General features: G+C 69.7%; 25 protein-coding genes and 1 riboswitch. Of the genes, 12 read left to right on the forward strand and 13 right to left on the reverse strand.

Annotated features, from left to right (window positions below; genetic code table 11):
• Positions 1 to 28: 28 nt before the first annotated feature.
• The 6 genes from MWU75_RS15550 to MWU75_RS20370 all read right to left on the reverse strand — a co-directional run bounded on the left by MWU75_RS15550 (position 29) and on the right by MWU75_RS20370 (position 5491).
• Entirely contained in the window at positions 29 to 670 is a 642-nt protein-coding gene (locus MWU75_RS15550; RefSeq protein WP_247092495.1) for a 4a-hydroxytetrahydrobiopterin dehydratase, read from the reverse strand.
• Positions 671 to 859: 189 nt separating this feature from the next.
• Positions 860 to 1714, reverse strand: coding sequence for an ABC transporter permease (locus MWU75_RS15555; protein ID WP_247092496.1), 855 nt, complete (start codon positions 1712 to 1714; stop codon positions 860 to 862).
• A complete protein-coding gene (locus MWU75_RS15560) occupies positions 1714 to 2577 on the reverse strand; it encodes an ABC transporter permease (RefSeq protein ID WP_247092498.1) in 864 nt (287 codons plus the stop codon). The genes MWU75_RS15555 and MWU75_RS15560 overlap by 1 nt, the downstream gene beginning before the upstream one ends.
• Positions 2570 to 3520 carry an ATP-binding cassette domain-containing protein gene (locus MWU75_RS15565; RefSeq protein ID WP_247092678.1) on the reverse strand — a complete coding sequence of 317 codons (951 nt, stop codon included), beginning with the start codon at positions 3518 to 3520 and terminating at the stop codon, positions 2570 to 2572. Before MWU75_RS15565 ends, MWU75_RS15560 begins: the two co-directional genes overlap by 8 nt.
• 56 nt (positions 3521 to 3576) lie before the next feature.
• A complete protein-coding gene (locus MWU75_RS15570) occupies positions 3577 to 4428 on the reverse strand; it encodes an aminoglycoside phosphotransferase (protein ID WP_247092508.1) in 852 nt (283 codons plus the stop codon).
• A gap of 184 nt (positions 4429 to 4612) precedes the next feature.
• Positions 4613 to 5491, reverse strand: coding sequence for a C40 family peptidase (locus MWU75_RS20370; RefSeq protein ID WP_247092510.1), 879 nt, complete (start codon positions 5489 to 5491; stop codon positions 4613 to 4615).
• Positions 5492 to 5586: 95 nt separating this feature from the next.
• Positions 5587 to 5733: riboswitch (cyclic di-AMP (ydaO/yuaA leader) on the reverse strand.
• 154 nt (positions 5734 to 5887) lie between these two features.
• On the opposite strand from MWU75_RS20370, the gene MWU75_RS15580 reads away from it, so the two are divergent.
• The gene (locus MWU75_RS15580) at positions 5888 to 7195 is read left to right on the forward strand and encodes an MFS transporter (protein WP_247092512.1); all 1308 of its coding nucleotides are present in this window, start codon (positions 5888 to 5890) and stop codon (positions 7193 to 7195) included.
• Here the strand turns inward: MWU75_RS15580 and MWU75_RS20375 are convergent.
• The gene (locus tag MWU75_RS20375; RefSeq protein WP_247092514.1) at positions 7132 to 8055 is read right to left on the reverse strand and encodes a helix-turn-helix domain-containing protein; all 924 of its coding nucleotides are present in this window, start codon (positions 8053 to 8055) and stop codon (positions 7132 to 7134) included. The genes MWU75_RS15580 and MWU75_RS20375 overlap by 64 nt on opposite strands.
• A 28-nt stretch (positions 8056 to 8083) precedes the next feature.
• On the opposite strand from MWU75_RS20375, the gene MWU75_RS15590 reads away from it, so the two are divergent.
• The 3 genes from MWU75_RS15590 to MWU75_RS20380 all read left to right on the forward strand — a co-directional run bounded on the left by MWU75_RS15590 (position 8084) and on the right by MWU75_RS20380 (position 11977).
• Positions 8084 to 8557, forward strand: coding sequence for a VOC family protein (locus MWU75_RS15590; RefSeq protein WP_247092516.1), 474 nt, complete (start codon positions 8084 to 8086; stop codon positions 8555 to 8557).
• Between the two features lie 135 nt (positions 8558 to 8692).
• Positions 8693 to 10327 carry a SulP family inorganic anion transporter gene (locus tag MWU75_RS15595; protein ID WP_247092525.1) on the forward strand — a complete coding sequence of 545 codons (1635 nt, stop codon included), beginning with the start codon at positions 8693 to 8695 and terminating at the stop codon, positions 10325 to 10327.
• A 54-nt stretch (positions 10328 to 10381) separates the two neighbouring features.
• A complete protein-coding gene (locus MWU75_RS20380; protein WP_348647791.1) occupies positions 10382 to 11977 on the forward strand; it encodes an LLM class flavin-dependent oxidoreductase in 1596 nt (531 codons plus the stop codon).
• A 50-nt stretch (positions 11978 to 12027) separates the two neighbouring features.
• On the opposite strand, the gene MWU75_RS15610 is transcribed toward MWU75_RS20380, so the two are convergent.
• The 5 genes from MWU75_RS15610 to MWU75_RS15630 form a co-directional block, all read right to left on the reverse strand.
• Positions 12028 to 12387, reverse strand: a complete 360-nt coding sequence (locus tag MWU75_RS15610) for a hypothetical protein (protein ID WP_247092527.1) — start codon at positions 12385 to 12387, stop codon at positions 12028 to 12030.
• Between the two features lie 81 nt (positions 12388 to 12468).
• Positions 12469 to 13860, reverse strand: coding sequence for a Re/Si-specific NAD(P)(+) transhydrogenase subunit beta (gene pntB, locus MWU75_RS15615; RefSeq protein WP_247092529.1), 1392 nt, complete (start codon positions 13858 to 13860; stop codon positions 12469 to 12471).
• A complete protein-coding gene (locus MWU75_RS15620; protein WP_247092531.1) occupies positions 13857 to 15404 on the reverse strand; it encodes a Re/Si-specific NAD(P)(+) transhydrogenase subunit alpha in 1548 nt (515 codons plus the stop codon). Before MWU75_RS15620 ends, pntB begins: the two co-directional genes overlap by 4 nt.
• A 73-nt stretch (positions 15405 to 15477) precedes the next feature.
• Positions 15478 to 16134 (reverse strand): HAD-IA family hydrolase, encoded by a 657-nt coding sequence (locus MWU75_RS15625; protein WP_247092532.1) that lies wholly within the window; start codon positions 16132 to 16134, stop codon positions 15478 to 15480.
• 54 nt (positions 16135 to 16188) lie between these two features.
• The gene (locus tag MWU75_RS15630; RefSeq protein ID WP_247092533.1) at positions 16189 to 16851 is read right to left on the reverse strand and encodes a GAP family protein; all 663 of its coding nucleotides are present in this window, start codon (positions 16849 to 16851) and stop codon (positions 16189 to 16191) included.
• Positions 16852 to 17067: 216 nt separating this feature from the next.
• Between MWU75_RS15630 and MWU75_RS15635 the strand changes: the two genes are divergently transcribed.
• From MWU75_RS15635 to MWU75_RS15665, 7 genes are all read left to right on the forward strand, one after another.
• On the forward strand, positions 17068 to 17505 hold the full coding sequence (locus tag MWU75_RS15635) for a DUF6325 family protein (RefSeq protein WP_247092534.1): 438 nt from the start codon (positions 17068 to 17070) through the stop codon (positions 17503 to 17505).
• Positions 17506 to 17508: 3 nt separating this feature from the next.
• Positions 17509 to 17844 (forward strand): SHOCT domain-containing protein, encoded by a 336-nt coding sequence (locus MWU75_RS15640; RefSeq protein WP_247092535.1) that lies wholly within the window; start codon positions 17509 to 17511, stop codon positions 17842 to 17844.
• An 8-nt stretch (positions 17845 to 17852) separates the two neighbouring features.
• The gene (locus MWU75_RS15645; RefSeq protein ID WP_348647793.1) at positions 17853 to 19112 is read left to right on the forward strand and encodes a DUF2254 family protein; all 1260 of its coding nucleotides are present in this window, start codon (positions 17853 to 17855) and stop codon (positions 19110 to 19112) included.
• Between the two features lie 85 nt (positions 19113 to 19197).
• Complete coding sequence (locus tag MWU75_RS15650) at positions 19198 to 20856, forward strand: SulP family inorganic anion transporter (protein ID WP_247092537.1); 1659 nt, start codon at positions 19198 to 19200, stop codon at positions 20854 to 20856.
• 121 nt (positions 20857 to 20977) lie between these two features.
• On the forward strand, positions 20978 to 22477 hold the full coding sequence (locus tag MWU75_RS15655; protein ID WP_247092538.1) for an arylsulfatase: 1500 nt from the start codon (positions 20978 to 20980) through the stop codon (positions 22475 to 22477).
• The gene (locus tag MWU75_RS15660; RefSeq protein ID WP_348647792.1) at positions 22474 to 23454 is read left to right on the forward strand and encodes a formylglycine-generating enzyme family protein; all 981 of its coding nucleotides are present in this window, start codon (positions 22474 to 22476) and stop codon (positions 23452 to 23454) included. The genes MWU75_RS15655 and MWU75_RS15660 overlap by 4 nt, the downstream gene beginning before the upstream one ends.
• On the forward strand, positions 23451 to 24371 hold the full coding sequence (locus MWU75_RS15665) for an HAD family hydrolase (RefSeq protein ID WP_247092539.1): 921 nt from the start codon (positions 23451 to 23453) through the stop codon (positions 24369 to 24371). Before MWU75_RS15660 ends, MWU75_RS15665 begins: the two co-directional genes overlap by 4 nt.
• Positions 24372 to 24381: 10 nt before the next feature.
• On the opposite strand, the gene MWU75_RS15670 is transcribed toward MWU75_RS15665, so the two are convergent.
• On the reverse strand, positions 24382 to 24564 hold the full coding sequence (locus tag MWU75_RS15670; protein ID WP_247092540.1) for a hypothetical protein: 183 nt from the start codon (positions 24562 to 24564) through the stop codon (positions 24382 to 24384).
• Positions 24565 to 24789: 225 nt separating this feature from the next.
• On the opposite strand from MWU75_RS15670, the gene MWU75_RS15675 reads away from it, so the two are divergent.
• Positions 24790 to 25599 carry a mechanosensitive ion channel domain-containing protein gene (locus MWU75_RS15675; protein WP_247092541.1) on the forward strand — a complete coding sequence of 270 codons (810 nt, stop codon included), beginning with the start codon at positions 24790 to 24792 and terminating at the stop codon, positions 25597 to 25599.
• Positions 25600 to 25624 lie beyond the last annotated feature (25 nt).

Here is a 25624-nt window from a genome sequence, read left to right on the forward strand (position 1 = left end):
ACGACGTGGCGCGGACGGGCCCGGGCGCTCAGCGTGCGCTGGTGCAGACGCAGGCCCGGTTGCCCTCGGCGTCCGCGAGGACGGTGAAGGCCGGTGCCGCCTCGTCATCGACCAGCGTCCCGCCGGCTGCCAGGGCCGCGGCGATCCGCTCCTGTGCCTGGTCGGCCGGGACCCAGACGTCGAGGTGGAATCGCTGGCGCGGGGTCTCGTGAGCCTCGGTGTCCTGGAACCAGAGAAGCGGCACCCGGGCGTCTCCGACGACGTCACCGTCCTGCAGCGCCTCGGTGTCACCCCGGAGCAGGGCGGCCCAGAACGGTCCGACGCCGGAGATGTCCGCGGTGTCGAGCGCGAGCTCCACCTGGACCAGTGCGTCCGGGTGCGCGGTGATGCCCTGCTCGGAGGCGATGGCACTGATCTGCCGGGCCAGGTCGACGTCCCGGTCTGTGAGGGCGCCAGCATCGTGACTGATCAGCATGATGTCCACGTGCGGGTAGGTGAGCGTGACATCGGGGTGATGCCCGGCCTCCTCGGCGGCGGCGCCGACCGCATTGACAAAGCGCAGGCCAGCGGCGAAGTCACCGGTGCCGAAGCGCGCGTGCAGTCCCTGCGCCAGGTCACGCCAGTCCGTCAGGCCGGCGTCGAGGACGTCCTTGTGCGTGAAGGTCTCCATGGCTCTACCGTCTCACCGCACACTGGCCCCGTCATCCGCGCCGCAGCCCTTCTTCGAGCGCCTCGCGTATCTGAAGGCCGACTGCAGTCGGCTCGAAGAACGGCAGGGCGCTCGAAGAAGGGCTGGGGGCGTCTCGGCGCAGCAACAAGCGGGAGGTGCGGCTCAGCGCAGGAACATCGGGCGCGCGGCTCAGCGCAGGAAGAGCGCCCGCAGACGGATCGTGGTGAACCACACCCCGAAGACGGTCATGGCCACGAAGTAGAGGGCGTGCCCGATGGTCGCGGCGGACAGGAAGCCCACAGCCAGGTGCCGCATCAGCTCGACCCCGTGCCACAGCGGCATCGCCTTGATGAACCACTGGATGGCCTCCGGGAAGACCTCGATGGGGTAGAGCGTCGCCGAGAACAGGAACATCGGGAGCATCACGAAGTTGATGACGTCCATCTGCTGGAACGACTTCAGGTAGGAGGTCACGGCCATCCCGATGCTCGCGAACCCGACCGCGATGAGCAGGGCGACGGGCACCATCAGGATGGCCCACGGCGAGGTCACCAGGCCCATCACCAGCATCACGACCATGAAGCCGCAGGCATACAGGAACCCGCGGAACAGCGCCATGAAGATCTCGCCGATCGCCACGTCCATCGGGCCCAGCGAGGTCTGCAGCATCGCCTGGTAGACGCGGGCGAAGCGCAGCTTGAAGAAGACGTTCCAGGTCGAGTCGTAGATCGCGCCGTTCATCGCCGAGGTGGCCAGCAGGGCTGGTGCGATGTAGGCGGTGTAGGCGATCGGCGCACCGCCGGGGCCGGCCACCTCACCGACGAGCGTGCCCAGGCCCAGGCCCATCGCCAGCAGGTAGAGCACCGGCTCGAAGAACCCGGAGACCAGAACGGCCCAGTTCTGGCGGGCGATGACCTTGAAGCCACGCTCGATGACCGACCGGGCGTTGCGGCCGTAGAGGGCGGCCAGCGGCCGCTCCCCCGACTGCAGCCGCAGGTGGGGCTGCTCGGTCGCGGGGAGCCGGTCCTGGCTCGGCGCGCTCATCAGGAGCCCATCCGACGGGTATAGCTGCGGCGGGCCCAGAGCACGCCGACCACCGTGAGTGCGAGGAGGAACAGCACGTGCACGACGGTGAGCCAGGCGGGCTCGACCGCACCATAGGTCACCTGCCGGGCCAGCTGCGTGCCGTGCCACACCGGGGAGATCCACCCGACCCAGTGCAGGTAGACCGGCATGGCCGAGAGCGGGAAGAAGGTCCCGGCGAAGAGGAACATCGGCATGATGACGAAGCGCTGGACGAAAGCGAACTGGTAGCCCTCGTCCTGCAGCGTCGAGGCATAGGCCTGCAGCAGCGCCCCGAACGCGGCGGCGGACAGCACCCCGATCGGGATGACCAGCGCAGACACCAGGACCCCGCGGGGCACCGCGTCAAAGGCGACCATGATCGCCCAGAAGATCAACGACTGCACGACAAAGCGGATCAGCACCCCGATGAGGTGCCCGGTGGCGATCTGCGCCGGCGTGACCGGCGTCGCGTGCGGGCCGTAGTAGAGGCGGTCCCACTTGAACCCGGCCATCACCGGATAGGTCAGCTCACCGCCGGTCGACATGACGACCGTCGAGATCAGCAGCGCCGGGGCCACGAAGACGAGGTAGGGAACGCCGTCGACGGTCCCCACGCCGTTGTCGACCAGCGTGCCCAGCCCGACCCCGAGCGCGACGAGGTAGAGCAAGGGCTCCCCGACCATGTAGATCAGGATCGACTGGAACCAGGCCTTGGCCGTGCGCAGCCAGTACTCGACGTAGTACCACCACCCCCACCGGCGGGCACGCGCGGCCATCACCTCCGGGGCGGGCACCCGGCCCGAGGCGGCCAGTCGCTGCAGGTCCTGCACCGTGTCAGTCAACGAGGGTCCGTCCCGTCAGGCGCAGGAAGACGTCCTCCAGCGACGAGCGTCGCACGAGCGAGGTGATCGGGTTGAGGCCGCGGCCGGTGATCTCCTCCAGGGCGGCCTCACCGTCGTCGGTGTAGACCAGGATCCGGTCCGGCAGGACCTCGAGGCGGGTGGCCACGTCCTCCAGCTGGTCAACGACCGCGGCGTTGCGCTGCGCCCCGAAACGCACCTCCACCACCTCACGGGTGGAGTGCTCCCGGATCAGAGCCCGCGGGCTGCCCTCGGCCATGATGCGGCCGTGGTCGATGACGATGAGCCGGTCGCAGAGCTGCTCGGCCTCGTCCATGAAGTGGGTGGTCACCACGAGGGTGACCCCGACCTCCTTGAGCCGGAACAGCCGGTCCCACAGCACGTGCCGGGCCTGGGGGTCCAGGCCGGTCGTCGGCTCGTCGAGCAGCAGCAGCTTGGGCTCGTTGACCAGGGCCCGCGCGATCGTCAGCCGGCGCTTCATCCCGCCGGAGAGCGCCGTCGTCTTCGCCTTGGCCTTCTCGGTCAGCTGGGCGAACTCGATCAGCTCGTCGGCCTTGGTGCGCAGGTAGGAGTGCGGCAGCCCGAAGTAGCGCCCGTAGACGATCAGGTTGTCGCGGACCGTCAGCTCCTCGTCGAGGTTGTCCTGCTGCGGCACCACGCCCAGGTGCGCCCTCACTTCGGGGCCCCGCTCGGCGGGGTCCAGTCCGGCCACCCGCATCGTGCCGCCCGTGCGGGTCAGGGTGCCACCGATCATCCGCATGGTCGTCGACTTTCCCGCGCCGTTGGGCCCGAGCAGCCCGAACGACTCCCCCTGGCTGATGCTGAACGAGATGCCGTCGACGGCGCGGTTGTCGCCGTAGACCTTGGTGAGGTCCTCGGCGACGACGATGGGATCCCCAGGGACGACAGAAGTCACGGGAGGCATCTTCTCCCCCACCACCGACAGTCTCCAAACCGATTACCGGCAGTATGCCGTGCACGCTACGGCGCGGCCTCCAGCCCGAGTGCCCGGCGGTAGGCCGCCACGTCACAGGGCCGGTCGCTGAGGACCCGGAAGAGGCCGGCGCGCAGCAGGGCGTGCCGCCGAGGGCCCTCGGCCCAGGCATCCAACGCGGCACGGTCGGCCCCCAGCCACAGCACCGCGTCCAGGACGCACACCGCCTCGGCCCAGAGCGCGGGCCGCCAGTAGGGCGCGATGTCGATCACCACCGGGAGACCGTCCCGGTCCAGCAGCACGTTGCCGGCGAGGTCACCGTGGACCAGCTGGTCCGGGCCCAGGTCGCTGTCGCCGACCCCTGGAGCCGCCAGGGCCGCCTGCACGTCGAGCACCAGCGCCCGCGTCTCCGGAGGCGGGGAGGGGGCGCTGGTGGGAGGCCCCGCATCGGTGGGAGACGCATCGGTGGGAGATGCAGCTGCGAAGGCCGCCTGCTCCGCCTGCGCCCACGGGTCGTCACGCTCTGCGAGGGAAGCCGGGGCGGTGGTCAGCAGCGCGGCCAGGTGGGCGTGCAACAGCCGGCCGGTGGCGACCAGGACGTCGAGGTCACGGCACGGCCGGGCACCCGGCTCGAAGCGGGTGGCGCCCCACCCGTCCACCACCCAGCGCAGGTCGCGCGTGGGGATGGGCATCGCCAGCCGCAGCGACCGGGGCACCTCGTGGTCCAGGGCGGCCGCGAGCCGGGCGAGCAAAGGGTTCAGCCAGTCGGCGATCTGTGCGGACCGGCCCGGCGACAGCACCAGGTCGCCGGCCAGCACGCTGTGCCCCTGGCCACCGACCAGCGGCGCGGTGCCCGCCGGCACCGCGAACAGGTCGAACACCTCGGGCGCGGGTTGCACGCCCCCACGCTGTCATACCTGGTGGCGCCACGTCCCGCAGGACAGCCACGCCCGGGGCCAGGTGCCAGACACAAGCGCACCGGCCGCGGTCCCTGCGGACCACGGCCGGTGCGTGGGGTGTCGTTCAGACGGTCGTCACGGACGACTGAATCAGAGTGCCGTCACGGAGTGAATCAGCTTGTCGTCACGGACGACCAGCGGCAAACAGGCCCGGCGAGTAGTACATGCTCGAGACCTTGGAGCCGTTGAAGCCGCTGCCGTCACGCAGTGAGTGGATCACCTGACCGTCGCCCAGGTAGATGGCAACGTGGTAGATCCCACCGCCGTTGCTGTAGAACAGCAGGTCGCCGCGCCGGATGTTGTCCAGCGAGACGCGGGAGGTGGCGGAGTACTGCGCGGAGCTGCCGTGCGGCAGGCTGATGCCGACGGACCGGTAGGCCGCCCGGACGAAGCCGGAGCAGTCGTAGCCGGAACCGCTGTCGGAGCCGAAGATGTACGGCATACCGAGGTGGTTGTAGGCCCAGCCGATAGCGCCCTCGGCGCCACTCGACGGCGGGGCCGGTGCGGGCTCGGGCTCGGGCTCCGGGGCGGGAGCCGGCTCGGGCTCAGAGGTCGACGCGGCAGGCGCCGCCGAACGCGACTCCGAACGGCTCGCCGTCGTCTCGGACCGAGCCTCGGCGGCGGCGGAGACCTCAGGCTCGGGCTCGGGCTCGGGCTCGGGCTCCTCGACCACCGGGGTCACTCCGACGAAGCCGAGCTCGCCGACGGCCGCGTTCTCGGCGTCCGCGGGGGCGGCCACCGCCCTGGCGGGCCGGTCGATGGGCTGGCTGATGGTCGCGACCGTGCCGGGGAGCGCCACCGCGGTGGCCGCCTGGCTCAACGTGTCGGTCGCGACCTGCAAGGTCTCAGCGCGGTGCGTGGCATCCGCGACGGGCGGGCCGGCAACGGTGGCGTCCGGACCCACGACGGGCTCGAGCGCGGCCATCGCGGCCTTGAGGTCAGTTTCGGCATGGGTCGTGGCGACGAGCACCGACGACGCGAGGATGCCACCGGAGGCAGCCACCGAGAAGGTGGAGGTTGCCGAGTAGCGACCCTGGGCCAGGGCGGTAGCAATGCGGCTCGGCGCGCGGTGGCGCCCAGCGGGGCTAGGACGGTTCACAAGTACCTCTCCAGCGCCTGCGGAGTTAGCTGTCGGGCTCGGGCTGGAGTGGCCCGGGTCCGTCCTGTTGCCAGGTCGGACCTTCGCCCCAAGGGAGTTACCTCCCGGGGAATTGGGTTCCCCGCTCTTGTCAGCGGTCGTACAGGGGACGCGTGCTCCGGTGACAAGACTCGGCGTCCGGATCACGCGGCCCGTCGGGGGACGGGCTGTTACGAAGGTACATGGTTGCACGACAAATGTCACGAAAGGGTAACGAACAACACGTTCGTGTCGCGAAGAGACCGGTGTCACACTGACCCGGTGACCGACCACCGCACGAGTCCCGACGTGCTCTCCGCTCCCGACGTCGACGGCCTGCAGACCCGGACGGTCACCACCCTCATGGGCAGCCAGGTGATGGGTGGCATCGGCGTGGCCAGCGGCATCGCCGTCGCCGCCCTCATGGCGGCCGAGATCAGCGGCCGCGACGACCTGTCGGGGCTGGCGAACACCACCCAGGTCCTCGGCGGTGCACTCATGACGATCCCGGTCGCCGCGCTCATGGCGGCCCGTGGGCGGCGGGCGGGCCTGGTGGCCGCGTACCTCGTCGGGACGGTCGGAGCGGCCCTGGCCATCACCGCCGCGGTCGTGGGCCACTTCTGGCTGCTCCTGCTCGGCACCGCACTCTTCGGCGCCTCCAGCACCGCCAACAGCCAGGCCCGCTACGCCGCAGTGGATCTCGCGCCACCGAGTCGGCGCGGGCGCCACCTCAGCCTGGTGGTCTGGGCGACGACCATCGGCTCCGTGCTCGGCCCCAACATCCTCGGGCCCGGCAAGCAACTGGCCGGTGCCCTCGGACTGCCGCCGCTGGCCGGGGCATGGGTCTTCAGCGCCGCCGGGTTCCTCGTGGCGGCCACCCTCATCCACCTGCTGCTGCGACCGGACCCCCTGCTGACCGCCCGGGCCCTCGCCGACCACGGCGCCCCGCCCGGCCCGCGCGTCGGACAGCGCGGCTCGGTCGTCCACGGCCTGCGGGCGATCATCGCCTCCCCGGTCACCCGGCTGGGCACCATCGCGGTGACCGCGGGACACGTGGTCATGGTCGCGGTCATGGTGATGACCCCGATCCACATGTCCCACGGTCACGCGGAGGTGGAGGTGATCGGGTTCGTCATCTCGATCCACATCCTCGGCATGTACGGCCTGTCCCCCGTCGCGGGCTACCTCACCGACCGGTGGGGCGCGCGCCCCGTGATCGTGACCGGGGCCGTCATCCAGGTCGCCGCCTGTGTCCTCGCCGCGACCTCCCGGACCGGGTGGTCACTCGGGCTGCTCGCCGGCCTGTTCCTGCTCGGGCTGGGGTGGTCCTGCACCATGGTCGCCGGCTCGAACCTGGTCGTCGCGGGTGCGGCTGTCCACGACCGCGCCTCCGTCCAGGGCGCCTCTGACCTCGTGATGGGGTTGTCCGCCGCCACGGCGGGCGGACTCGCGGGCGTGGTTGTCCAGCACCTGGGCTACGACTGGCTCGGCGCCGCAGGTGCCCTCGTCGCCCTGCTCCTCGGGGCCTACACCGTGCTGTCCGCGCGCCGCACCGTCTCACCGGCCCCCGGACGCACCCCGGCGCGGTAGACCGACGGCGGCACCCCGATCACGGCCGTGAACGCGCGGGTGAAGTGTGCCTGATCCGCGAAGCCCAGGGACGCCGCGAGAGCGGCCAGGTCCTCGCCCTCCCCCGCATCGATCAGCGCGGCCGCGTCCTGCAGGCGGTACCGGCGCAGCACCCACAGCGGCGACGCCCCGACATACTGCGAGAACATCCGCTGCAGGGTGCGCGGGGACACGCTGACCTGCTCGGCGACCCCGGGCAGGCTGACCTGGTCACGCCGGTGCATCAACTGCTCCGCTGCGCGGACCACGGAGTATGCCGGATCGCCGGCCACGCGGTCCTGCTGCGGCCCCAGCAACTCACCGAGGTAGGACAGGACGATCCCACGCCGGGCACCCTCGTCGGGCTCGGTCAGGACCGCCTGGGCGACGTCGCGGACGCCGTGACCGAACACGCGGGTCGCCGGCACCACCGAGTCGGCCAGGTCCCGCATGGCGACCCCGAGGAGCGCGGTCAGGCCCCCGGGGTGGAAGGCCACGCCGCTCACCCGTCCCGCCACCGGCAGCTCGACGCGGAAGACCCGGCTGACCAGGCCGTGCACCAGCGGCGCGGGCACCTCGTGGCCGTGCAGCCGGCCGCCGACCGCGTCCTCGAAGGTGAGGTGCGCGATGGGGTTGGACAGCACGCTGGAGGCGAACGGCCGGGCGTCGGGCCTGCGCCACGTGACGCTCCAGAGATGCCGGACCACGAGCGAGACCGGCGCGGGAACCGACTCATCCCGCCCCACGTCATACACCTCCCGCCCCTCGTCGGGCCACAGGATGCCCTTGGCCCGGGGTGCAGGATCCCGGGGTCCAGGTTGTCGTGAATCTGCAAGCGCCACGACTCCGAGCGTAGGCACGATGACTGACATGAGCACGCGCTACCAGCCGGACGGCTACACCACCCTGACCCCCCTCGTCGTCGTCTCCCCCGCCGCACGGGCCATCACGTTCTACGAGGACGTGTTCCGCGGCACGGTCACGTCCCGGATGGACGGACCGGAGGGCACCGTGCTGCACGCCGAGCTGCAGGTGGGCGACGGACGGCTCCAGCTGATGGACCCGCACGAGGACTACCACGCCGTGGCCAACGACCCCACCTCCGACGAGTCACGCTTCAGCATCGCGATCTACGTCCCGGACGTCGACGCGACGGTCGCCCTCGCCCGCGACAGGGGAGCCCGGGTGCGTGAGGAGCCGGCGGACTTCGGGGTGACCGGCGACCTGTTCGCCTCGATCCAGGACCCCTTCGGCGTGCGCTGGACGATCATGTGCCGCACCGAGCAGCGCACGGACGAGCAGGTGCAGCAGGCGCTGGACGAGTGGGCCGCGTCGACGCACTGACGCGGAGGTCGGCGTGGGCAGACTGACCGCGGGGACCCGCCATGACGAGGCTCGGTTCGCGCAGACGGCGTCGTAGGACCGCTACGCTGGGTCGGTGGAGACCCACGCACACACCGTCGCCGGCGAGGACGGCTGGTGAGCCCAGAGGCACCGTCGGCCAGGGCCGGCTGGCTGGTGCCGTCCCTGGCGGGATACCAACGAGCCTGGGTTGTCCCCGACGTGCTGGGTGGACTGTCGGCCGGGGCCGTCGTGATCCCGCAGGCCATGGCCTACGCCACGATCGCCCACCTGCCGGTCCAGGTCGGTCTGTACACGTGCATCGTCCCCATGCTCGTCTACGCCCTGCTGGGCGGCTCCCGGGCGATGAGCGTGTCAACGACCTCGACGATCGCGACGCTGACGGCCACGACGCTGGTCTCGGCGGGGGTTGCGGCCAGCTCTGAGGACGCGCTCGGCTCGCTGGTCACCCTCACCCTGCTGACCGGCAGCATCCTGCTGCTCGCACGGCTGCTCCGGCTCGGGACACTCGTGGAGAACATCAGCAAAGCGACCGTGCTCGGTGTCAAGATCGGTGTCGGCGCGACCGTGGCGGTCGGCCAGCTGCCCGCCATACTCGGTGAGACCAGCACCTTCTCGGGACACGGCTTCTTCCGATCCCTTGTCGGAGCCGGCGACGCGCTCGACACCGTGAACGTCCCCACGCTGTGGCTCTCCCTCGGATCGATCGCGGTCCTGATCCTGCTCAACCGCTACGCACCACGGACACCCGGGACGCTCCTGGTCGTGCTCGCCGGAGTGTGCCTCGCGACGTGGACAGGGCTTCCCGAGCGAGGAGTTGCCCTCATCGACCCGGTGCCCTCAGGGCTGCCGCTGCCGACACTGCCTGACCTGCACCTGCTGCCACAGCTCCTCGGCGGCGCCCTCGCGATCGCGATCATGGCCTTCCTCGAGTCGGCAGCGGTCGCACGCGCGATCCGCAGGACCACGGAGCCCCCGGTCGACGCCGACCAGGAGCTGCGGGCCGTCGGAGCGGCCAATGTCGCCGGTGCCCTGTTCACCGCGATGCCTGCCGCGGGTGGCTTCTCCCAGAGTGCCGTCAACCAGCGTGCTGGCGCCAGGACGCAACTCTCGACCCTGGTCACGGTGGTGCTGGCGATCCTGGTCGCCCTGTTCCTGGGACCGGTCGTGAGCCAGCTGCCCCAGGCCACCCTCGCGGCCCTCGTGTTCGTCGCCGTCATAGGCCTGATCGACCTCCCCGAGCTGGCTCGCTGGGCCCGGATCAGCCCGATGGACTTCTGGGTGGCGGTCGGAGTGGCACTCGTCGGGCTGACCATCGGTCTGCTTGCCGCGGTCGCGGTCGGCGTTGCGGTCACGCTCGCACTGGTCCTGCGCGAGCTCAACCAGCCGCGCATCATCACCGAGCAGGCCGAGCAGCAGGTGCTGGTGCTGACCGTGGCGCAGGGGCTCTACACCGCCAACGTGCGGGGCAACCTGGCCGCGGTCGAGGAGATCGTCTCGGCAACACCTCTCGCGCGCGCGGTCGTCCTGGACCTGAGCCGGGTCGAAGCCATCAGCATCACCGTCCTGGACGCGCTGGCCGAACTCGACCGGCACCTGTCCGGCCGGGGTGTGGTGCTCCACGTCGCCGGCCTCCCGGCACGGGCAGCAGCGGTCGCCGAGCGGACCGAGTGGCACCAGCAGCTCGCAGCACACGGACGGGTCCACCCGACTGCCGCGGACGGGGTCGCGGCGATCTCAACCCGGGATTAGTTTCGGACGCCGGCTGGTTGGCCACGTCATGAGCCCCGACGCCTCCACAGCCGCATGACCGACTACGGCCACGAACTGCAGTTCGGCACCTTCCACACCCCGACCAACCAGCAGCCTCAGCAGGCGGTGACGCTCGCTCAGCTCAGTGAGGCGTCCGGCCTGGACCTGGTGACCTTCCAGGACCACCCCTACCAGCCGGGTTTCCTGGACACCTGGACGCTCCTCAGCTACGTCGCGGCGCGCACCGAACGGGTTCACCTGGCACCGAACGTCGCGAACCTGCCACTGCGTCCGCCGGCCGTGCTGGCCCGCTCCGCCGCCAGCCTCGACCTGCTGAGCAACGGCCGGTTCGAGCTGGGACTGGGCACCGGCTCCTTCTGGGACGCCATGGTCGCCATGGGTGCAGAGCGTCTCACGCCCGGCGAATCGGTGCGGGCGCTGGAAGAGGCGATCGCCATCATCCGGGGCATCTGGGCGGCCGACGACACCTCCGTCCTCCGCGTCGAGGGCGAGTTCCACCGGGCCGTGGGGGCCAAGCGGGGCCCCGCACCCGCCCACGACGTCGGCATCTGGCTGGGCGCCTACAAGCCGCGCATGCTGCGGGTCACCGGGCGCCTGGCGGACGGATGGCTCCCCTCGGAGGGCTACCTGAAGTCCGACGACGACCTGACCACCGGCAACGCGATCATCGACGAGTCCGCCGACGCCGCAGGACGGGACCCGCGCGACATCCGCCGGCTGCTGAACATCACGCCGCCCCGTGGCGGCACGGACGCGTGGGTCGAGCGGCTGACCGAGCTCGCGCTGGACTTCGGCATCGGCACCTTCATCCTCGCCGCCGACGACCCGAACGCGATCCAGGTGTTCGGTCAGGAGGTCGCTCCCGCGGTGCGTGAGCTGGTCGCCACCGCACGGCAGTTTGCCGACGCGCAGGTCTCCCCCGCCGACGCCCCGGGTGCGGCGCCGGAGAGCGACGCTGCAGGCCGGATCGTGACCACGACCGAGACCACGGCGACGGCGACCGGTGACAGCCAGTACGACCGGCTCGGCGTGCACCCCACGCCCGACGACGGGACCCGCCTGGGCGCGTCCATGCCGTGGGACGAGTCGACCCGCCCCCGCCGGACGGAGTCCGGTCCGGAGGTCACCTACACCGCCCGTGCCGCCCAGATGGGCAAGCACCTGATCGACGTGCACGACATGCTCCGATCCGAGCTCACCCAGGTGCGCTCCATCATCGAGCAGGTCAAGAACGCCACGATGGACGTGGGCAGCGCCCGCTCGGCGATGAACGACATGACGATGAAGCAGAACAACTGGACGCTCGGCGCCTACTGCTCCCGCTACTGCGCCACCGTCACCCAGCACCACGGCCTGGAGGACGCCTCGGTCTTCCCGCACCTGCGCACCGCCGAGCGCGACCTGGTCCCGGTGCTGGACAGGCTCGAGCAGGAGCACGTCGTGATCCACGACGTCATCGAGCAGGTCGACCGCGCCCTGGTGGAGTTCGTCGCCGAGCCCGATGACTTCACCCGCCTCGACGAGGCCGTCGACGCCCTCAGCGACACCCTGCTCTCCCACCTGTCCTACGAGGAGGACCAGCTCGTCGAGCCTCTCGCCCGACTCGGCTACTACCCCGGCCAGGCCTGACTGACGGCCCCCGACCGAGAGGGCGCGGCCGACCCCCGCGCCGCGCACCCTCACGCCAGGCGCAACCGGTCTGGACCGACGGGCGCGACCAGCGTCTGCCGCTCGCCGTAGCGGTCGGCATGGTCGAAGAAGTCGACGAGCTGCACCGTGACACGCGTCGGGGAGGCCTCCACCAGTTGGACCCCGATCCAGTCGGCACCGTCGCGGACCTCCCACTTCTCGGCGAGGTAGCTCATGCCGATCGCGTGCAACCGGTCCTCGGCAGCCTCGCGCTCGCCCACCTCACCGATGGGGTGCCCGAAGACGGTCCGGGGCTGCCACCCCGAGGAGTCCTCGGCGAGGAACCCGATCAGCTCGCCGTCCTCGCGGCGCACCGGGATCCAGCCGTTGGCTTGCTGCGTGCTCGTCATGTCCCGAGGATGTCCGAGGGCCGCGAAGGGCACAACCGGTTTCCCGGCACCGTCGGTCGGCGACGCCAACCCACCGTCGACTCAGAGCAGCTTGACGACCTCCTCGACGACCTCCTTGGCGTCGCCGAACAGCATCCTGGTGTTGTCCCGGAAGAAGAGCGGGTTCTGCACTCCCGCATAACCGCTGGCCATCGACCGCTTGAGCACCACGACGTCCCGGGCCTTCCACACCTCCAGCACCGGCATCCCCGCGATCGGCGAGCCCGGCTCGTCGACCGCGGCGGGGTTGACCGTGTCGTTGGCGCCGATCACCAGGACCACGTCGGTCTCGGGGAGGTCGTCGTTGATCTCGTCCATCCCGAGCACGATGTCGTAGGGCACCTTCGCCTCAGCCAGCAGGACGTTCATGTGCCCGGGCAGCCGCCCAGCCACAGGATGTATGCCGAAGCGCACGTCCACGCCCTGCTTGCGCAGGCGGGCGGTCAGGTCGGCGACGGGATACTGCGCCTTGGCGACCGCCATGCCGTAGCCAGGGGTGATCACCACGGACGAGGCAGTGCGCAGCAGCTCGGCCACCTCGGCGGCGCTGGTCTCGCGGTGCTCGCCGTAGTCCTGGTCACCCTCGAAGGTCGCGCCCTCGGTGCCGAACCCACCGGCGATGACGGAGATGAAGGAGCGATTCATCCCCTGGCACATGAGGTAGGACAGGATCGCACCGGAGGAGCCCACCAGCGCACCGGTCACGATCAGCAGGTCGTTGCCCAGCAGGAAGCCCGCCGCGGCAGCCGCCCACCCGGAGTAGCTGTTGAGCATCGAGACCACGATCGGCATGTCGCCGCCGCCGATGGAGGCCACCAGGTGCCAGCCGAAGGCGAGCGCGATCACCGTCATCAGCAGCAGCGGCACGAGGGCGTGGCTGACGACGAACCAGACCAGCAGGCCGGCGGAGGCCAGCAGGGCGATCAGGTTGAGCAGGTGCCGTCGGGGCAGCATCAGGGGGTTGGCGTTGATCCGGCCACTGAGCTTCAGCGCGGCCACCACGGAGCCGGTGAACGTCACCGCACCGATGAAGATGCCGAGGAAGACCTCGGCCAGGTGGATGGTCTCCTCGGATCCGGTCAGCGGTCCTGGCGCAAGGTAGGCGTTGTAGCCGATGAGCACAGCGGCGATGCCGACGAAACTGTGCAGCAGCGCGATGAGCTGAGGCATGCCGGTCATCTCCACGACCCTCGCCCGCCACAGGCCGATGCTGGCACCGACGGCCATCGCCGCCGCGATCAGAGCCAGGGTGAGGCCGGGGTTGCTGGCCCGGTCGGCAGCCAGCCAGATCGTGGCCCCGAGGGCGACGGTCATGCCGATGATGCCCAGGACGTTACCGCGCCGGGCGGTCTCGTGCTTGGACAGGCCGGCCAGGGAGAGGACGAACAGGACCGCCGCGATGATGTAGGCCGCCTGCACCAGGTTGAGGGTCACGCCGCCTCCTCCCGGCGGAACATCCGCAGCATCCGACCGGTCACCGCGAAGCCGCCGAAGACGTTGATGCTGGCGACCACCGTGGCGGCGAGGGCCAGGCACCGCACCAGGAGGTCCTCGTTGCCGACCTGCAGGATCGCCCCGACCAGGATGATGCCGCTGATCGCGTTGGTCTCGGCGAGGAGCGGGGTGTGCAGGGCGTGGGTGACGTTGCTGATCACGTAGAAGCCGACGATCACCGCGAGGGCGAAGACCGTGAAGTGCCCCAGGAAGGAGGGTGGGGACACGCTGGCGACGAGTGCGAAGAGCACGGCCGCCAGGCCCATCGCGACGTAGCCGCGGCGCGGGTCCCGGGGAGTGGATTCAACGGGTGCGGCACCAGCCGGCGGCGTCTCCGCCTGGGGTGGTGGTGAGGCGGACACGGTCACCGGTGGTGGTGGCCAGAGCACCTCTCCCTCGTGGGTCACGGTCAGCCCGCGCTGGACCTCGTCCTCGAGGTCCAGGACGACCTGGCCGTCCTTGTCCGGGGTGAGCAGCGTGACCAGGTTGACGACGTTGGTGCCGTAGAGCTGGGAGGCCTGGGTCGGCAGCCGCGCGGGCAGGTCGGTGTAGCCGACGATCTTGACCCCGCTGTGCGTGGTGATGACCTTGCCCGGCTCGGTGAGCGCGCAGTTGCCACCGTTGCGGGCGGCCATGTCCACCAGGACGCTGCCCGGACGCATCGCGTCGACCGTCTGGGCCGTGACCAGGACCGGTGCCGGCCGACCCGGGATGAGGGCGGTGGTGATCACGATGTCGGCCTGCGCGCACTCCCGCGCGTAGACCTCCATCGCGCGACGCTCCAGGTCCTCCCCCATCACCTGGGCATAGCCGTCGCTGCTCGCAGACTGGTCCGAGAGGTCGATCTGGACGAAGTCGGCCCCCATCGACTCGACCTGTTCGTGGGTCTCGGGCCTGATGTCGAAGGCGCGGACGACGGCCCCGAGGCTGCTGGCGGTGCCGATCGCCGCCAGCCCGGCGACCCCGGCGCCGATGACGAAGACCTTGGCCGGCGGCACGGAGCCAGCCGCGGTGTGCTGACCGGTGAAGACGGACCCGAACTCGTGGGCCGCCTCCACGACGGCGCGGTAACCACCGATGTTCGTCATCGAGGAGAGGACGTCCAGGGACTGGGCTCGCGAGATCCGCGGCACCGCGTCCATCGCCAGGGCGGTGACCCCCCGTGCTGCCAGCGCCTCGAGAAGCTCCGGTCGTTGCGCCGGACTCAGCTGGGTGGCGAGCATCGCCCCCGGGCGCAGCCGGGAGACCTCGTCCTCGTCCGGCGCATCGATCTTGATCACCAGATCTGCACCCCAGACCCCCGGGCCGGGGTCGAGGGCAGCCCCGGCCTCGGCATACTGCTCGTCGGGATAACTGGCCCGCTCGCCGGCACCTCGCTGCACGGTGACCTCGTGCCCCAGGGCGATCAGCCGCCCCACGGTCTGGGGTGTCGCGGCCACGCGCGTCTCGCCGGCCTGGGACTCGGTGGGGACGCCGATCAGCACACGGGCTCCTTCGCCTGAGGGGGTGGGGTCCCGCTGACGGACCCGCCGGACTGCACCCTACAAGCAGGGACTGTCAGTCCCGGAGGGTGACGCGCACGCCCTCGTCGGTGAGGGTGACCGCCAGGGCGGACAGGTCGCCGACGACCAGGTCCGCCAGGGGCTCGAGCTCCGGGGCCGGTGACGTGGTGACGACGGCGATGGTGGCAGCCCCGGCGGCGCGACCGGAGCGCAGGCCGGCGGGGGCGTCCTCCACGACGAGGCACCGGGCGGGATCCGCTCCCAGGCGCTGCGCGGCGATCAGGTAGGGCTCCGGGTCCGGCTTGCCCCGTGTGATGTCGTCGGCGGTCACCATGACCTCGGGAGGGGTGAACCCGGCAGCGTCCAGACGGGCCGTGAGCAGTGCTCGGCTGGCGGAGGTGACGATCGCTCCGCGCCAGCCCGCCGCTGCGACCGCCTCCACCGCCCCCGGCAGCGCGATGACGCCCTCGAGGTCCTCCAGTTCGCGGCGGTCGATGTCAGCCGTGGCAGCGACGGGGTCCAGGTGCGGCGCGACCGCGGCGACGATGCCGCTGCTGGGCACACCGTGGAACCCGACCAGCGACTGAGCGGGCACGCCGTGGTCGGCCGCCCAGGCGAGCCAGGAGCGCACCACGGGTCCCCGTGAGTCGATCAGCGTGCCGTCGTTGTCGAAGAGGACCGCGTCGAAGAGCTCTGAGGTGATGTCGCGCACGTCGACCATGCTCTCAGGCGCCGTGCCCCCGGCAGGGGCCGGCCGACGGTCTTCTCAGCTGGACAGCAGGACGATGCCGTCTCCCAGGACCTTGGCACCGAGGACCAGGAACAGGATGGCCATCACCGTCGCATTGTGTGCGGTCAGCCAACCCTTCATGGAGTCCAGGGCGGGCGTCATCGCCTCACGGGCAACGAGGTAACTCACGACGGGAACGATGATGGTGAGCGACGCGAGGATCACGTAGAGCCCGACAGCGACCACCTCCTGCGCCACGGCGAGTCCGACACCGCCGATCGTCGAGGCTGCGGCGATCGTCAGACCGAGGTTCTTGGGATTGACGGACGAGAGCAGCAGGGCCAGCCCGAGGGCCTTGATCGGTGTGAACTCGTCGATCTTGGCCATCCAGGCCGGCATCGCCGGTTCCTCGCCCTCGGCCGGACGGCCTCGCCACTGCTTGAGCGCAAGGAACAGGAAGAGGACGCCGATGACGACCTTGACGATGCCACCACCGGAGTCCTCGTCGCCGCTCTCCAGGCCGATCGCCAGCACCACGGCAGAGATGAGCGCCAGGCCACCCACCCAGCCGAGGAGGAAGGACAAGCCGTTCCCGGCCGCACGGGCGGAGAACAGCATCAGGATCACCGCGATGATCGGGACCGGGCTGATCGCCACGCCGACGGCAAACCCCAGGACCCCACCGATGGCCTCACCCATGGTCTCCTCCTCTGAGCGGCAGCGTGGCTACCAGCAGAATCACACCCGCGTGGCGAACCGACCTCCCCCTGGATGGGCGAGTTCGAGACCCATCCCCACGATGACGTGCCGCCAGGGTTGAGATATCCCCCTCAACGGGTGAGTCAGCCCGGATCGGTCCATTCCTACGATGACGAGGCAGGTCACTGAGCCGTCGACGAATGGGAGAAGCGAGACATGGATACCGTGGTAGGCCCCGTGGAGCTGGTGGTGCTGGCCTTCCCGGGCAGCAAGTTCAAGGGCGAGATCATCCCTGCCGTCGGCGAGTTGGTCGACAGCGGCGTGGTGTCTCTCCTCGACGTCGCCCTGGTCACCAAGGACGACGCCGGCGACACGCTGGCGATCGAGCTGGCCGATCTCGACGACGAGCTGCGGGGTGCCTTCGATACGTTGGACGGTGAGGTCAGCGGGCTGCTGAGCGATGAGGACCTCGGTCTCGTGGCCGAGGGTCTCGATCCCGGCACCACTGCTGCTGTCATCCTGTGGGAGAACACCTGGGCCCGAGGGCTCGTGAGCGCCATCCAGGGCGCGGGAGGCGTGCTTGTGGCGCACGAGCGCATGGACGCCGCACGTGCGGCAGAGGCGATCGCCTCCCTTGACAACGAGGAGGAGTAGGACATGTTGATGCGCAGACCGGTCAGGGTTGGACGTCCCGGGCTCATCGGCACCGCTGCGAGGACGGCCGTCATCGCCGGCACCGCGAGCGCTGTGAGCGGGAACGTGGCACGGCGACAGCAAGCCAGGTCAGCACAGGCTCAGGAGGCACAGGCCTACGAGGCCCAGCAGGCAGCGGCTGCCGCTGCACCCCCGCCCCAGGCGGCGCCACCCCAGCCTGCGGCACCAGCTGGTCCGGACGTCATCGCCGAGCTGGAGCGCCTTGGTGCGCTCAAGAGTCAGGGGATCCTGACCGAGGCGGAGTTCGAGGCGCAGAAGGCACGCATCCTCGGATCCTGACCGTGGAGGTGGGCGGTGGGCCAGAGGCCGTTCGCGAGACACACGCCACCGGGCAGCGTTCCCTGCGGGCGTGGCAGCGACGAGGGCGTGATCAGAACCTGCTTCAGGCGCTGAGGCACCGGCGGCGACTTCGCACTGGGATCGTCCAGGCTCTCTACCTCATCGGAGGCACCACGCTCGGTGTCCTCCTGCCGGAGGTGGACGCCGGACCCACGATCGAACGCACCACGGTCACCCCGATGCTGTTCGGGGCCGCCGGCGGGTTCATCTCGTTCATCGCCCTGGTCTTCTCGCTGCTGTTCCTCGTCATCCAGTACGGCAACACGTCCGTGAGCCCACGGCTCACCATCTTCCGGGACGACCCGATGGTCTGGCACACCTTCGGCTTCTTCACGGCGGTGTTCGCCTACTGCCTCGTCGCAGGGATGATCACCGGCACCGGCGATGACACGGTGACGATCCTGGTCCCCGCCGTCGCCATCACTCTGCTCGTGGCCTCGTTGGCCATGTCACGGGCGATCCAGCTGCGCGCTCTGCGACTGCTGCAGTTCAACTCCATCATGGAAGAGGTGAGGACGCGGGGGCAGGAGGTCATCACCTCGCTCTACAAGACCGCCTTCCACAGCGACGCCGCTGACCAGGCGGGGCCGCCGACTGCGTGGGAACTGCGGTGGCAGCGACCGACCACACTGCTCCTCCAGGTCGACCTGCCGAGGCTGCTCAGTCTGGCCACGGAGATGGACGTCCTCATCGAGTTGCGAGCGGTCCCTGGCCAGGAGGTGCGACGCGGCCTGGTGCTCGCTGTCGTCCGCGCCGACCATCCGGTCACCGAGTGCGACATCCTGGGCGCACTCACGACCGGCAGCGACAGGGCCTTCGCGCAGGACCCGTTGCTGGCCTTCCGGCTGTTGAACGACATCTCCAACCGGGCCCTGTCGATCTCTATCAATGACCCAGCCACCTGCGTGCAGGTGCTGGGTTGCATCTACGACCTGCTCGCCCAGGTGGCTGACAAGCAACTGCAACTCGGCACCATCACCGATGAGAGTGGCGTGGCGAGAGTGCGGCTGCCGTTCCCCTCCTGGGAGGACTTCCTCGTGGTCGGCGTTGACGAGGTCGCGCACTACAGCACGCACGATCCCACGGTCCATGCCCGCGTGGAGTTGTTGTTGCAGGACCTGCTGGCGATCGCTCCACCGGAACGACATGCCCCGTTGCGCGAGCGCCTCGATCGACTGCTCGCCACCCCCACGGTCCCGCGCGCGTGACGGGAGGCGCCGAAGCTTCATCCGCAACGGGTGATTTCGGTGCTAATCACTGTCCTGGGTCGGCACGCACTGTCACACTGGGGCCGTGAATCTGTCTCAGACGACACGAGGCCTGCTGCCCGGCCTGCGGAAGGACAATCTCACCCAGGAGCTGATGGCCGGGGTGACTCTGCTGGCCATCGCCGTGCCCCTCAACATCGGTTACGCACAGATCGCGGGTCTCCCCCCGACGGCCGGTCTCTACGCGTTGGTCGTGCCCTCCATCGTGTTCGCGCTGATGACCTCCTCCCGCCAGCTGATCGCCTCACCCGACGCGGCAGCGGCTGCCCTGGTGGCGTCCTCCCTGCTTGGTCTCACGGTGGCAGGCAGCGACGACTACGCCGCGATGGCGGCCGCGCAGGCGATCCTGGGTGGAGTCTTCTTCCTGCTCTGTGCCTACTTCAAGCTCGGATTCCTGGCCAACTTCCTGTCCAAACCCATCCTCATCGGGTTCGTGGGTGGACTGGCGGCGGAGATCATGCTCAGTCAGGCCGCCAAGATGCTGGGCGTCCAGACCGAGGGTGAGGGCTTTTTCGTCGAGGTCATCGATCTCATCACCAAGATCCCTGACGCTCACCTCTGGTCGGTCGTCGTGAGTGCTGCCTCCCTCGCCGTGCTGCTGCTCGGACGACGGATTCCGGCCGTGCCCTGGGCCCTCATCGTGCTGGTAGCGGCGACCATTCTGACCGTCGCGCTGGGCCTGGCTGAGCGGGGGGTCGCGGTCCTGGGTGAGGTCCCTGCCGGTCCACCCCGGTTCGCACTCCCGGTCCTCGACTGGTCGATCTGGCTGGCGCTCATCCCCTCGGCGCTCGCCCTGACCATGGTGACCGTCGCCGAGGGCCTGCTGGTGATCCGCTCCTACGCGGAGAAGAATGACTATCCCACCGACCCGAACCGCGACCTGGCGGCCTTCGGCGCCGCCAACGTCGCTGCGGGTGTCTCCAGCTCGTTCACCGTCGGGTCCTCGACATCACGCACGGCAGCGATGGACCAGACCGGGTCGCGCACGCAGCTGCCGACCCTGGTGATGGCGGTGGGTAGCCTCCTCCTGCTTCTGTTCGGCACCGCGCTCCTCGCCGACATCCCCTCCCCGGCGATCGGGGCCATCGTCGCCGTCGCGGTGCTCAAGCTGCTGGGCGTCGGCGAGCTCCGTGAGCTGTGGCGGCTCTCGAAGTTCGAGTTCGCCGTCGCCCTCACCTGCTTCCTCGGCGTCCTGGTCCTGGGTCCCATCCGTGGCATCCTCCTCGCGTTCGTGATCTCGCTGGTCAACCTGGCCCAGCGATCGGCCAACCCGCCCGTCGACGTCCTCCACGGAGACCTGGACCCCCAGGTCTCGCTGCAGGAGGCGGCTGAGGGCGGTGAGACGGCGCCCGGGGTCGTCATCATGCGGTTCGCAGCACCCGTCTTCTTCGCCAACAGCGGGGTCCTGAGCAGCACGGTGCGCTCCATGGTCGCCGACGCACCCAACCCCGTCGAGGCCTTCGTGTTCGACCTCGAGGCCGTGACGGATGTCGATGTCACCGGCGCGGAAGCGTGGGACGGCACCCTCACCTGGCTCCGCGACCAGCAGATCACCGTGGCCTATACCCGCGTCCGACCCGAGCTGCGGGGCCAGCTGGAGCACTTCGGGCTGTTCGAGGACGTCACCGAGTTCCCCACGAGCCGCGCCGCACTGGCCGCGCTCCGCCAGGACGGCGCGGGCTGATTTCACCCGGCTTGGGTGACACGCTCCCGCCCTGAGCGAATCTAGCGTTGCAAGGGTCAGAGTCACGCTCGCCCCCAGCTCCATGCGTGGCGTGAGCACTAGTGCACGGGAAGAGGACGCCATGGCCGACCAGCCGAACATCCTGATCATCTGGGGAGATGACATCGGGATCACCAACCTGAGTTGCTACTCCGACGGCCTCATGGGCTATCGCACCCCCAACATCGACCGGATCGCGGAGGAGGGTGTCCGGTTCACCGACTACTACGGCGAACAGAGCTGCACCGCTGGCCGCGCCGCCTTCATCACGGGCCAGAACCCCTACCGCACCGGCCTGACCAAGGTCGGGATGCCCGGCGCCGACATCGGGCTGCGTGCCGAGGATCCCACAATCGCCACAGCGCTCAAGGCCCACGGCTATGCGACCGGGCAGTTCGGCAAGAACCACTTCGGCGACCGGGACGAGTTCCTCCCGACCGCCCACGGCTTCGACGAGTTCTTCGGCAACCTCTACCACCTGAACGCCGAGGAGGAGCCGGAACTCCGTGACTATCCCTCTGAAGAGGACTTCCCCGGCTTCCATGAGCAGTACGGGCCGCGCGGCGTCATCCGCTCGTGGGTCAATCCCGACGGCACCCAGCGGATCGAGGACACCGGGCCGCTGACCAAGGAGCGCATGAAGACCTGCGACGAGGAGTTCCGCGACGCGGCCGTCGACTTCATGAACCGCCAGCACGAGTCAGACACGCCCTTCTTCCTGTGGTTCAACTCCACCCACATGCACTTCCGCACGCACATCCGAGACGAGGACAGGGAACGGGCCGGTCGGTGGCAGTCGGAGTACCACGATGCGATGTGCTACCACGACGACATCGTCGGCGAGCTCCTGGACAAGCTCGACGAGCTCGGCATCGCCGACAACACGATCGTCATATACTCCACGGACAACGGGCCGCACATGAACTCCTGGCCCGATGCCGGGATGACCCCCTTCCGCAACGAGAAGAACTCCAACTGGGAGGGGGCCTACCGGGTCCCCTGTGCGGTGCGCTGGCCCGGCCACGTCCCCGAGGGAACCGTGCTCAACGGCATCGTCAGCCACAACGACTGGTTTGTCACCCTGCTTGACGCGGCCGGCACTCCTGACATCGCAGACCAGCTGAAGGCGGGAGCCGACCTCAACGGCACGACATACAAGGTCCACCTCGACGGGCACAACCAGCTGCCCTACATCACCGGCCAGGCCGATGAGAGTCCTCGCAGGCACTACTTCTATGTCTCGGATGACGGCGACCTGACCGCCCTGCGGTTCGACAACTGGAAGATCATGTTCATGGAGCAGCGCGCCACCGGGACGCTCCAGGTGTGGGTCGACCCCTACGTGGAGCTCCGCGTTCCCAAGATCTACAACCTGCGCACCGACCCCTTCGAGCGTGCGGACATCACGTCGAACAGCTACTACGACTGGATGCTCGACCACGTCTTCCTGCTCGTGCCGGCGCAGGCCTACGTCGCCAAGATGGCACAGACGCTCGCCGAGTTCCCCGTCCGCCAGGAGCCCGCTGCCTTCAACCTCGAGAAGGTGATGGAGAAGCTCAAGGCGGGCGTGCTGAGCGCGTGAGCGGGCTCGATACCTCGGTGGAGTCCGCCGTCCTCCTGGAGGGTGGAGAGTTCCTCATGGGCTCCGACGACCACTATCCGGAGGAGGCTCCCGCGCACCCGGTGCGCGTCGAGGCGTTCACGATCGACCGCCACCAGGTCACCAACCGCCAGTATGCCGTGTTCGTCGCCGCCACGGGGTACGTCACCGTGGCGGAGCGGCCGCTGGATCCCCAGGACTTCCCCGCGGCGCCGCCGGAGAACCTGGTGCCAGGGTCGATGGTGTTCACACCGACTCCGGGTCCGGTCGACCTGCGGCACCTGAGCCAGTGGTGGACCTGGACACCCGGGGCCAGCTGGCAGCACCCGGAGGGCCCAGGGTCCGGCCTGGGCGAACGCCTGGAGCACCCCGTCGTGCACATCGCCTACGAGGACGCTACGGCCTACGCCCGGTGGGCCGGGGCTGATCTGCCGACCGAGGCGCAGTGGGAGTATGCCGCGCGTGGAGGACTGGAGGGAGCAGCCTTCACCTGGGGGGACGAAGCGCGACCCGATGGTCGGGTCATGGCCAACACCTGGGACGGACCCGACTTCCCGTGGCGCTCCACGGGTGAGTCGGGCTTCCTCCGCACGGCTCCCGTCGGTTCCTTCCCAGCCAACGGTTACGGCCTGCTCGACATGGCCGGCAACGTCTGGGAGTGGACCACAGACTGGTGGACCGAGCGGCATCCTGCCCCCGCGGAGCATGCCTGCTGCGTGCCGGCCAACCCGCGGGGCGGAGATCTCGAGGGCAGCCGGGACACGCGCCAGCCGCAGTTCACCGTCCCCCGCAAGGTCATCAAGGGCGGCTCACACCTCTGCGCAGACAGCTACTGCCTGCGCTACAGACCTGCCGCCCGACGCCCCCAGATGATCGACACCGGTATGAGCCACGTCGGTTTTCGGTGCATCCGACCCGCCAAGCCGCCGAACCCCGCAGCTGAGGAGACTCCGCGTTGACGACAACGACCCTTCTTCCGTCCTGGCGTCCCGGGACCACCCGTGACGCGCTGGTCTCCTTCCTGGATCAGTGCCGCACGGTCCCGGTCGCCGATCGGGTGGCCTACTTCGACAACGACGGCACCCTGTGGTGCGAGCGACCGACCTACGCGCAGTTCGACTTCTATCTCGACGCGCTACGCCGGCGCGTGGCCGATGACACCGCGCTCGGCGAGAGGGAGGAGTTCGCGGCCCTGCTGTCCGGGGACCAGGGGCGCGTCGCGGCCCTGGGTCTGCCCCGGATCGCGCTCGCGCTCGCTGGCCTGTTCGAGGGGCAGACGCCGGAGGAGTTCGCGGCCGAGGTGCGGTCCTTCGCCGCGACCGCCCGTCACACGACGCTCGGACGGCCGCTCAGGTCGATGGTCTACCAGCCCATGCTGGAGCTGATGGAGGCGCTGCGGGATCTCGACTTCACCATCGGCATCGTCACCGGGGGCGGCACCGAGTTCGTTCGAGCCATCTCGGAGGACTTCTACGGCGTGCCCGCGGAGCTCGTCGTGGGCACCCTCGTGGACTACACCTTCACCCGCGACCCTGAGGGACGTCCGCAGCTCGTGCGCACCGCCCAGCTTCTCGGTGGTGTCAACGAGGGAGAGATCAAGGTCTCCAACATCCAGACGCAGCTCGGGCGGCGACCCATCTTCGCAGCCGGCAACTCCGCCGGCGATCGGGAGATGCTGGAGTGGGCCGCCTCGGGCAGGCACCCCGGGTTCGCCCTGCTGATCGACCATGACGACGCGGAGCGGGAGTTCGCCTACGTGGGCGAGGCCGTCTCCCTCGACGGTCAGGAGCCGATCACCGCGGTCGCCGGTCGACAGGGATGGACCACGGTCAGTATGTCTCGCGAGTGGGACCCCGTGTTCAGCCCCGCGGAGTGACCCGCACCGTTCACTCCTCGGGGATCGTCACGACGTCGATGACCGTGACGCCCAGAGAGTGCAGCAGGTTGAGGATCCCCTGAAGTTCTTCCTGATCGGTGAGGTCACCGACCATGGTGGTCTGCGCACGCTGGGTTCGTCGGACGAGGTGTGGAAAGGCTTCACCGAGTTCGTCCGAGATCTCACCATCCACCCGGATCAGTAGCCTCATCACGCTGCACCCTTCACTGCGCTAGGTTCCCCGGCGAGTGTGTCCGAGGCTTGTGACGCTAGCCCACGGCGGCCCGCAGCGGCTCACCGGAATTGGGCGAGGCCGACACCAGCGTTCTCAGAGGATGCTCGGAGCAGCACGTCACCGGGAAGGGATGTCATGGTCACTCGAAACCTGCTCCCGAGCCAGTCCTGGTTGCCAGCGCCCGTGGATAACCTGAACATCACGGTCGCGTCCCTGGTGTGGGGCCTGGTGGCCGTCGTGGCCACGATGCTCGCCGCGCGATACGCCGCGCGTGCCACCCTGCGGCTCGCCGGGAGGATGCAAGGGCTTCATGAGGACGTGGCCCTGCAGGCTGCCCGTGTCGTGAGGTACGCGGTGCTCCTCGTTGGCGCTGGTGTCCTGCTCAGCATCCTGGGTGCCGACATCCAGCCGGTGTTAGTGGCCACTCTGCTGCTGCTCGGGGCGGCCGCGCTCATGGCGCGAGGTATCGCCGACAATCTCGGGGCCAGCCTGGTGATCCAGGCACGCCGAGCCATCCGCCTCGGTGACTACGTCGACCTCGCTGGCGTCCGGGGCCACGTGTCCGACCTCAACACCCGCACCGTGGTGCTGGAGGTCAACGACGGCCGGACACTGCACGTCCCCAACCGATCGGTCCTCGACGATCCGTTCACCAACCTGTCGGTGCGTGGCAGACTTCGGGCGGAGGTCGAGGTCCGCGTGCCGCGCGACCCCGCCGGGCTGGACGCACCGCTCGACGGCGAGACGCTGGCCGCCGCACTGCTCCCGGTGCAGGGCGTCCTGCCAACCCCACCCCCGCATGCCCTGCTGACCGCCAGTGAACCGACCCGGCGGACGTTCACCCTCCGGTTCTGGCATGAGCCCGAGGCAGGGCCACAGGTGTGTTCTCGTGTCGCCACGGAGCTTGACCGTCTGCTGACCTCCCGGGGAGAGCGTGGCGCCGTCATCTGGCCACCGCCGGACCAACCGCTCACTCGTCCGGGTCGCCTCTGACCCTGACGGCACCACGACCCGGACA

Origin of the sequence: Ornithinimicrobium sp. F0845 (genome assembly GCF_023015765.1) — a bacterium.
Classification (GTDB): domain Bacteria; phylum Actinomycetota; class Actinomycetes; order Actinomycetales; family Dermatophilaceae; genus Ornithinicoccus.

Excerpts from the sequence above, each read along its gene's own strand:
- MWU75_RS15550 (WP_247092495.1), bottom strand. The coding sequence starts at position 670 with ATGGAGACCTTCACGCACAAGGACGTCCTCGACGCCGGCCTGACGGAC.
- MWU75_RS15555 (WP_247092496.1), bottom strand. The coding sequence starts at position 1,714 with ATGAGCGCGCCGAGCCAGGACCGGCTCCCCGCGACCGAGCAGCCCCAC.
- MWU75_RS15565 (WP_247092678.1), bottom strand. The coding sequence starts at position 3,520 with ATGCCTCCCGTGACTTCTGTCGTCCCTGGGGATCCCATCGTCGTCGCC.
- MWU75_RS15590 (WP_247092516.1), top strand. The coding sequence starts at position 8,084 with ATGAGCACGCGCTACCAGCCGGACGGCTACACCACCCTGACCCCCCTC.
- MWU75_RS20380 (WP_348647791.1), top strand. The coding sequence starts at position 10,382 with ATGACCGACTACGGCCACGAACTGCAGTTCGGCACCTTCCACACCCCG.
- MWU75_RS15610 (WP_247092527.1), bottom strand. The coding sequence starts at position 12,387 with ATGACGAGCACGCAGCAAGCCAACGGCTGGATCCCGGTGCGCCGCGAG.
- MWU75_RS15630 (WP_247092533.1), bottom strand. The coding sequence starts at position 16,851 with ATGGGTGAGGCCATCGGTGGGGTCCTGGGGTTTGCCGTCGGCGTGGCG.
- MWU75_RS15635 (WP_247092534.1), top strand. The coding sequence starts at position 17,068 with ATGGATACCGTGGTAGGCCCCGTGGAGCTGGTGGTGCTGGCCTTCCCG.
- MWU75_RS15640 (WP_247092535.1), top strand. The coding sequence starts at position 17,509 with ATGTTGATGCGCAGACCGGTCAGGGTTGGACGTCCCGGGCTCATCGGC.
- MWU75_RS15655 (WP_247092538.1), top strand. The coding sequence starts at position 20,978 with ATGGCCGACCAGCCGAACATCCTGATCATCTGGGGAGATGACATCGGG.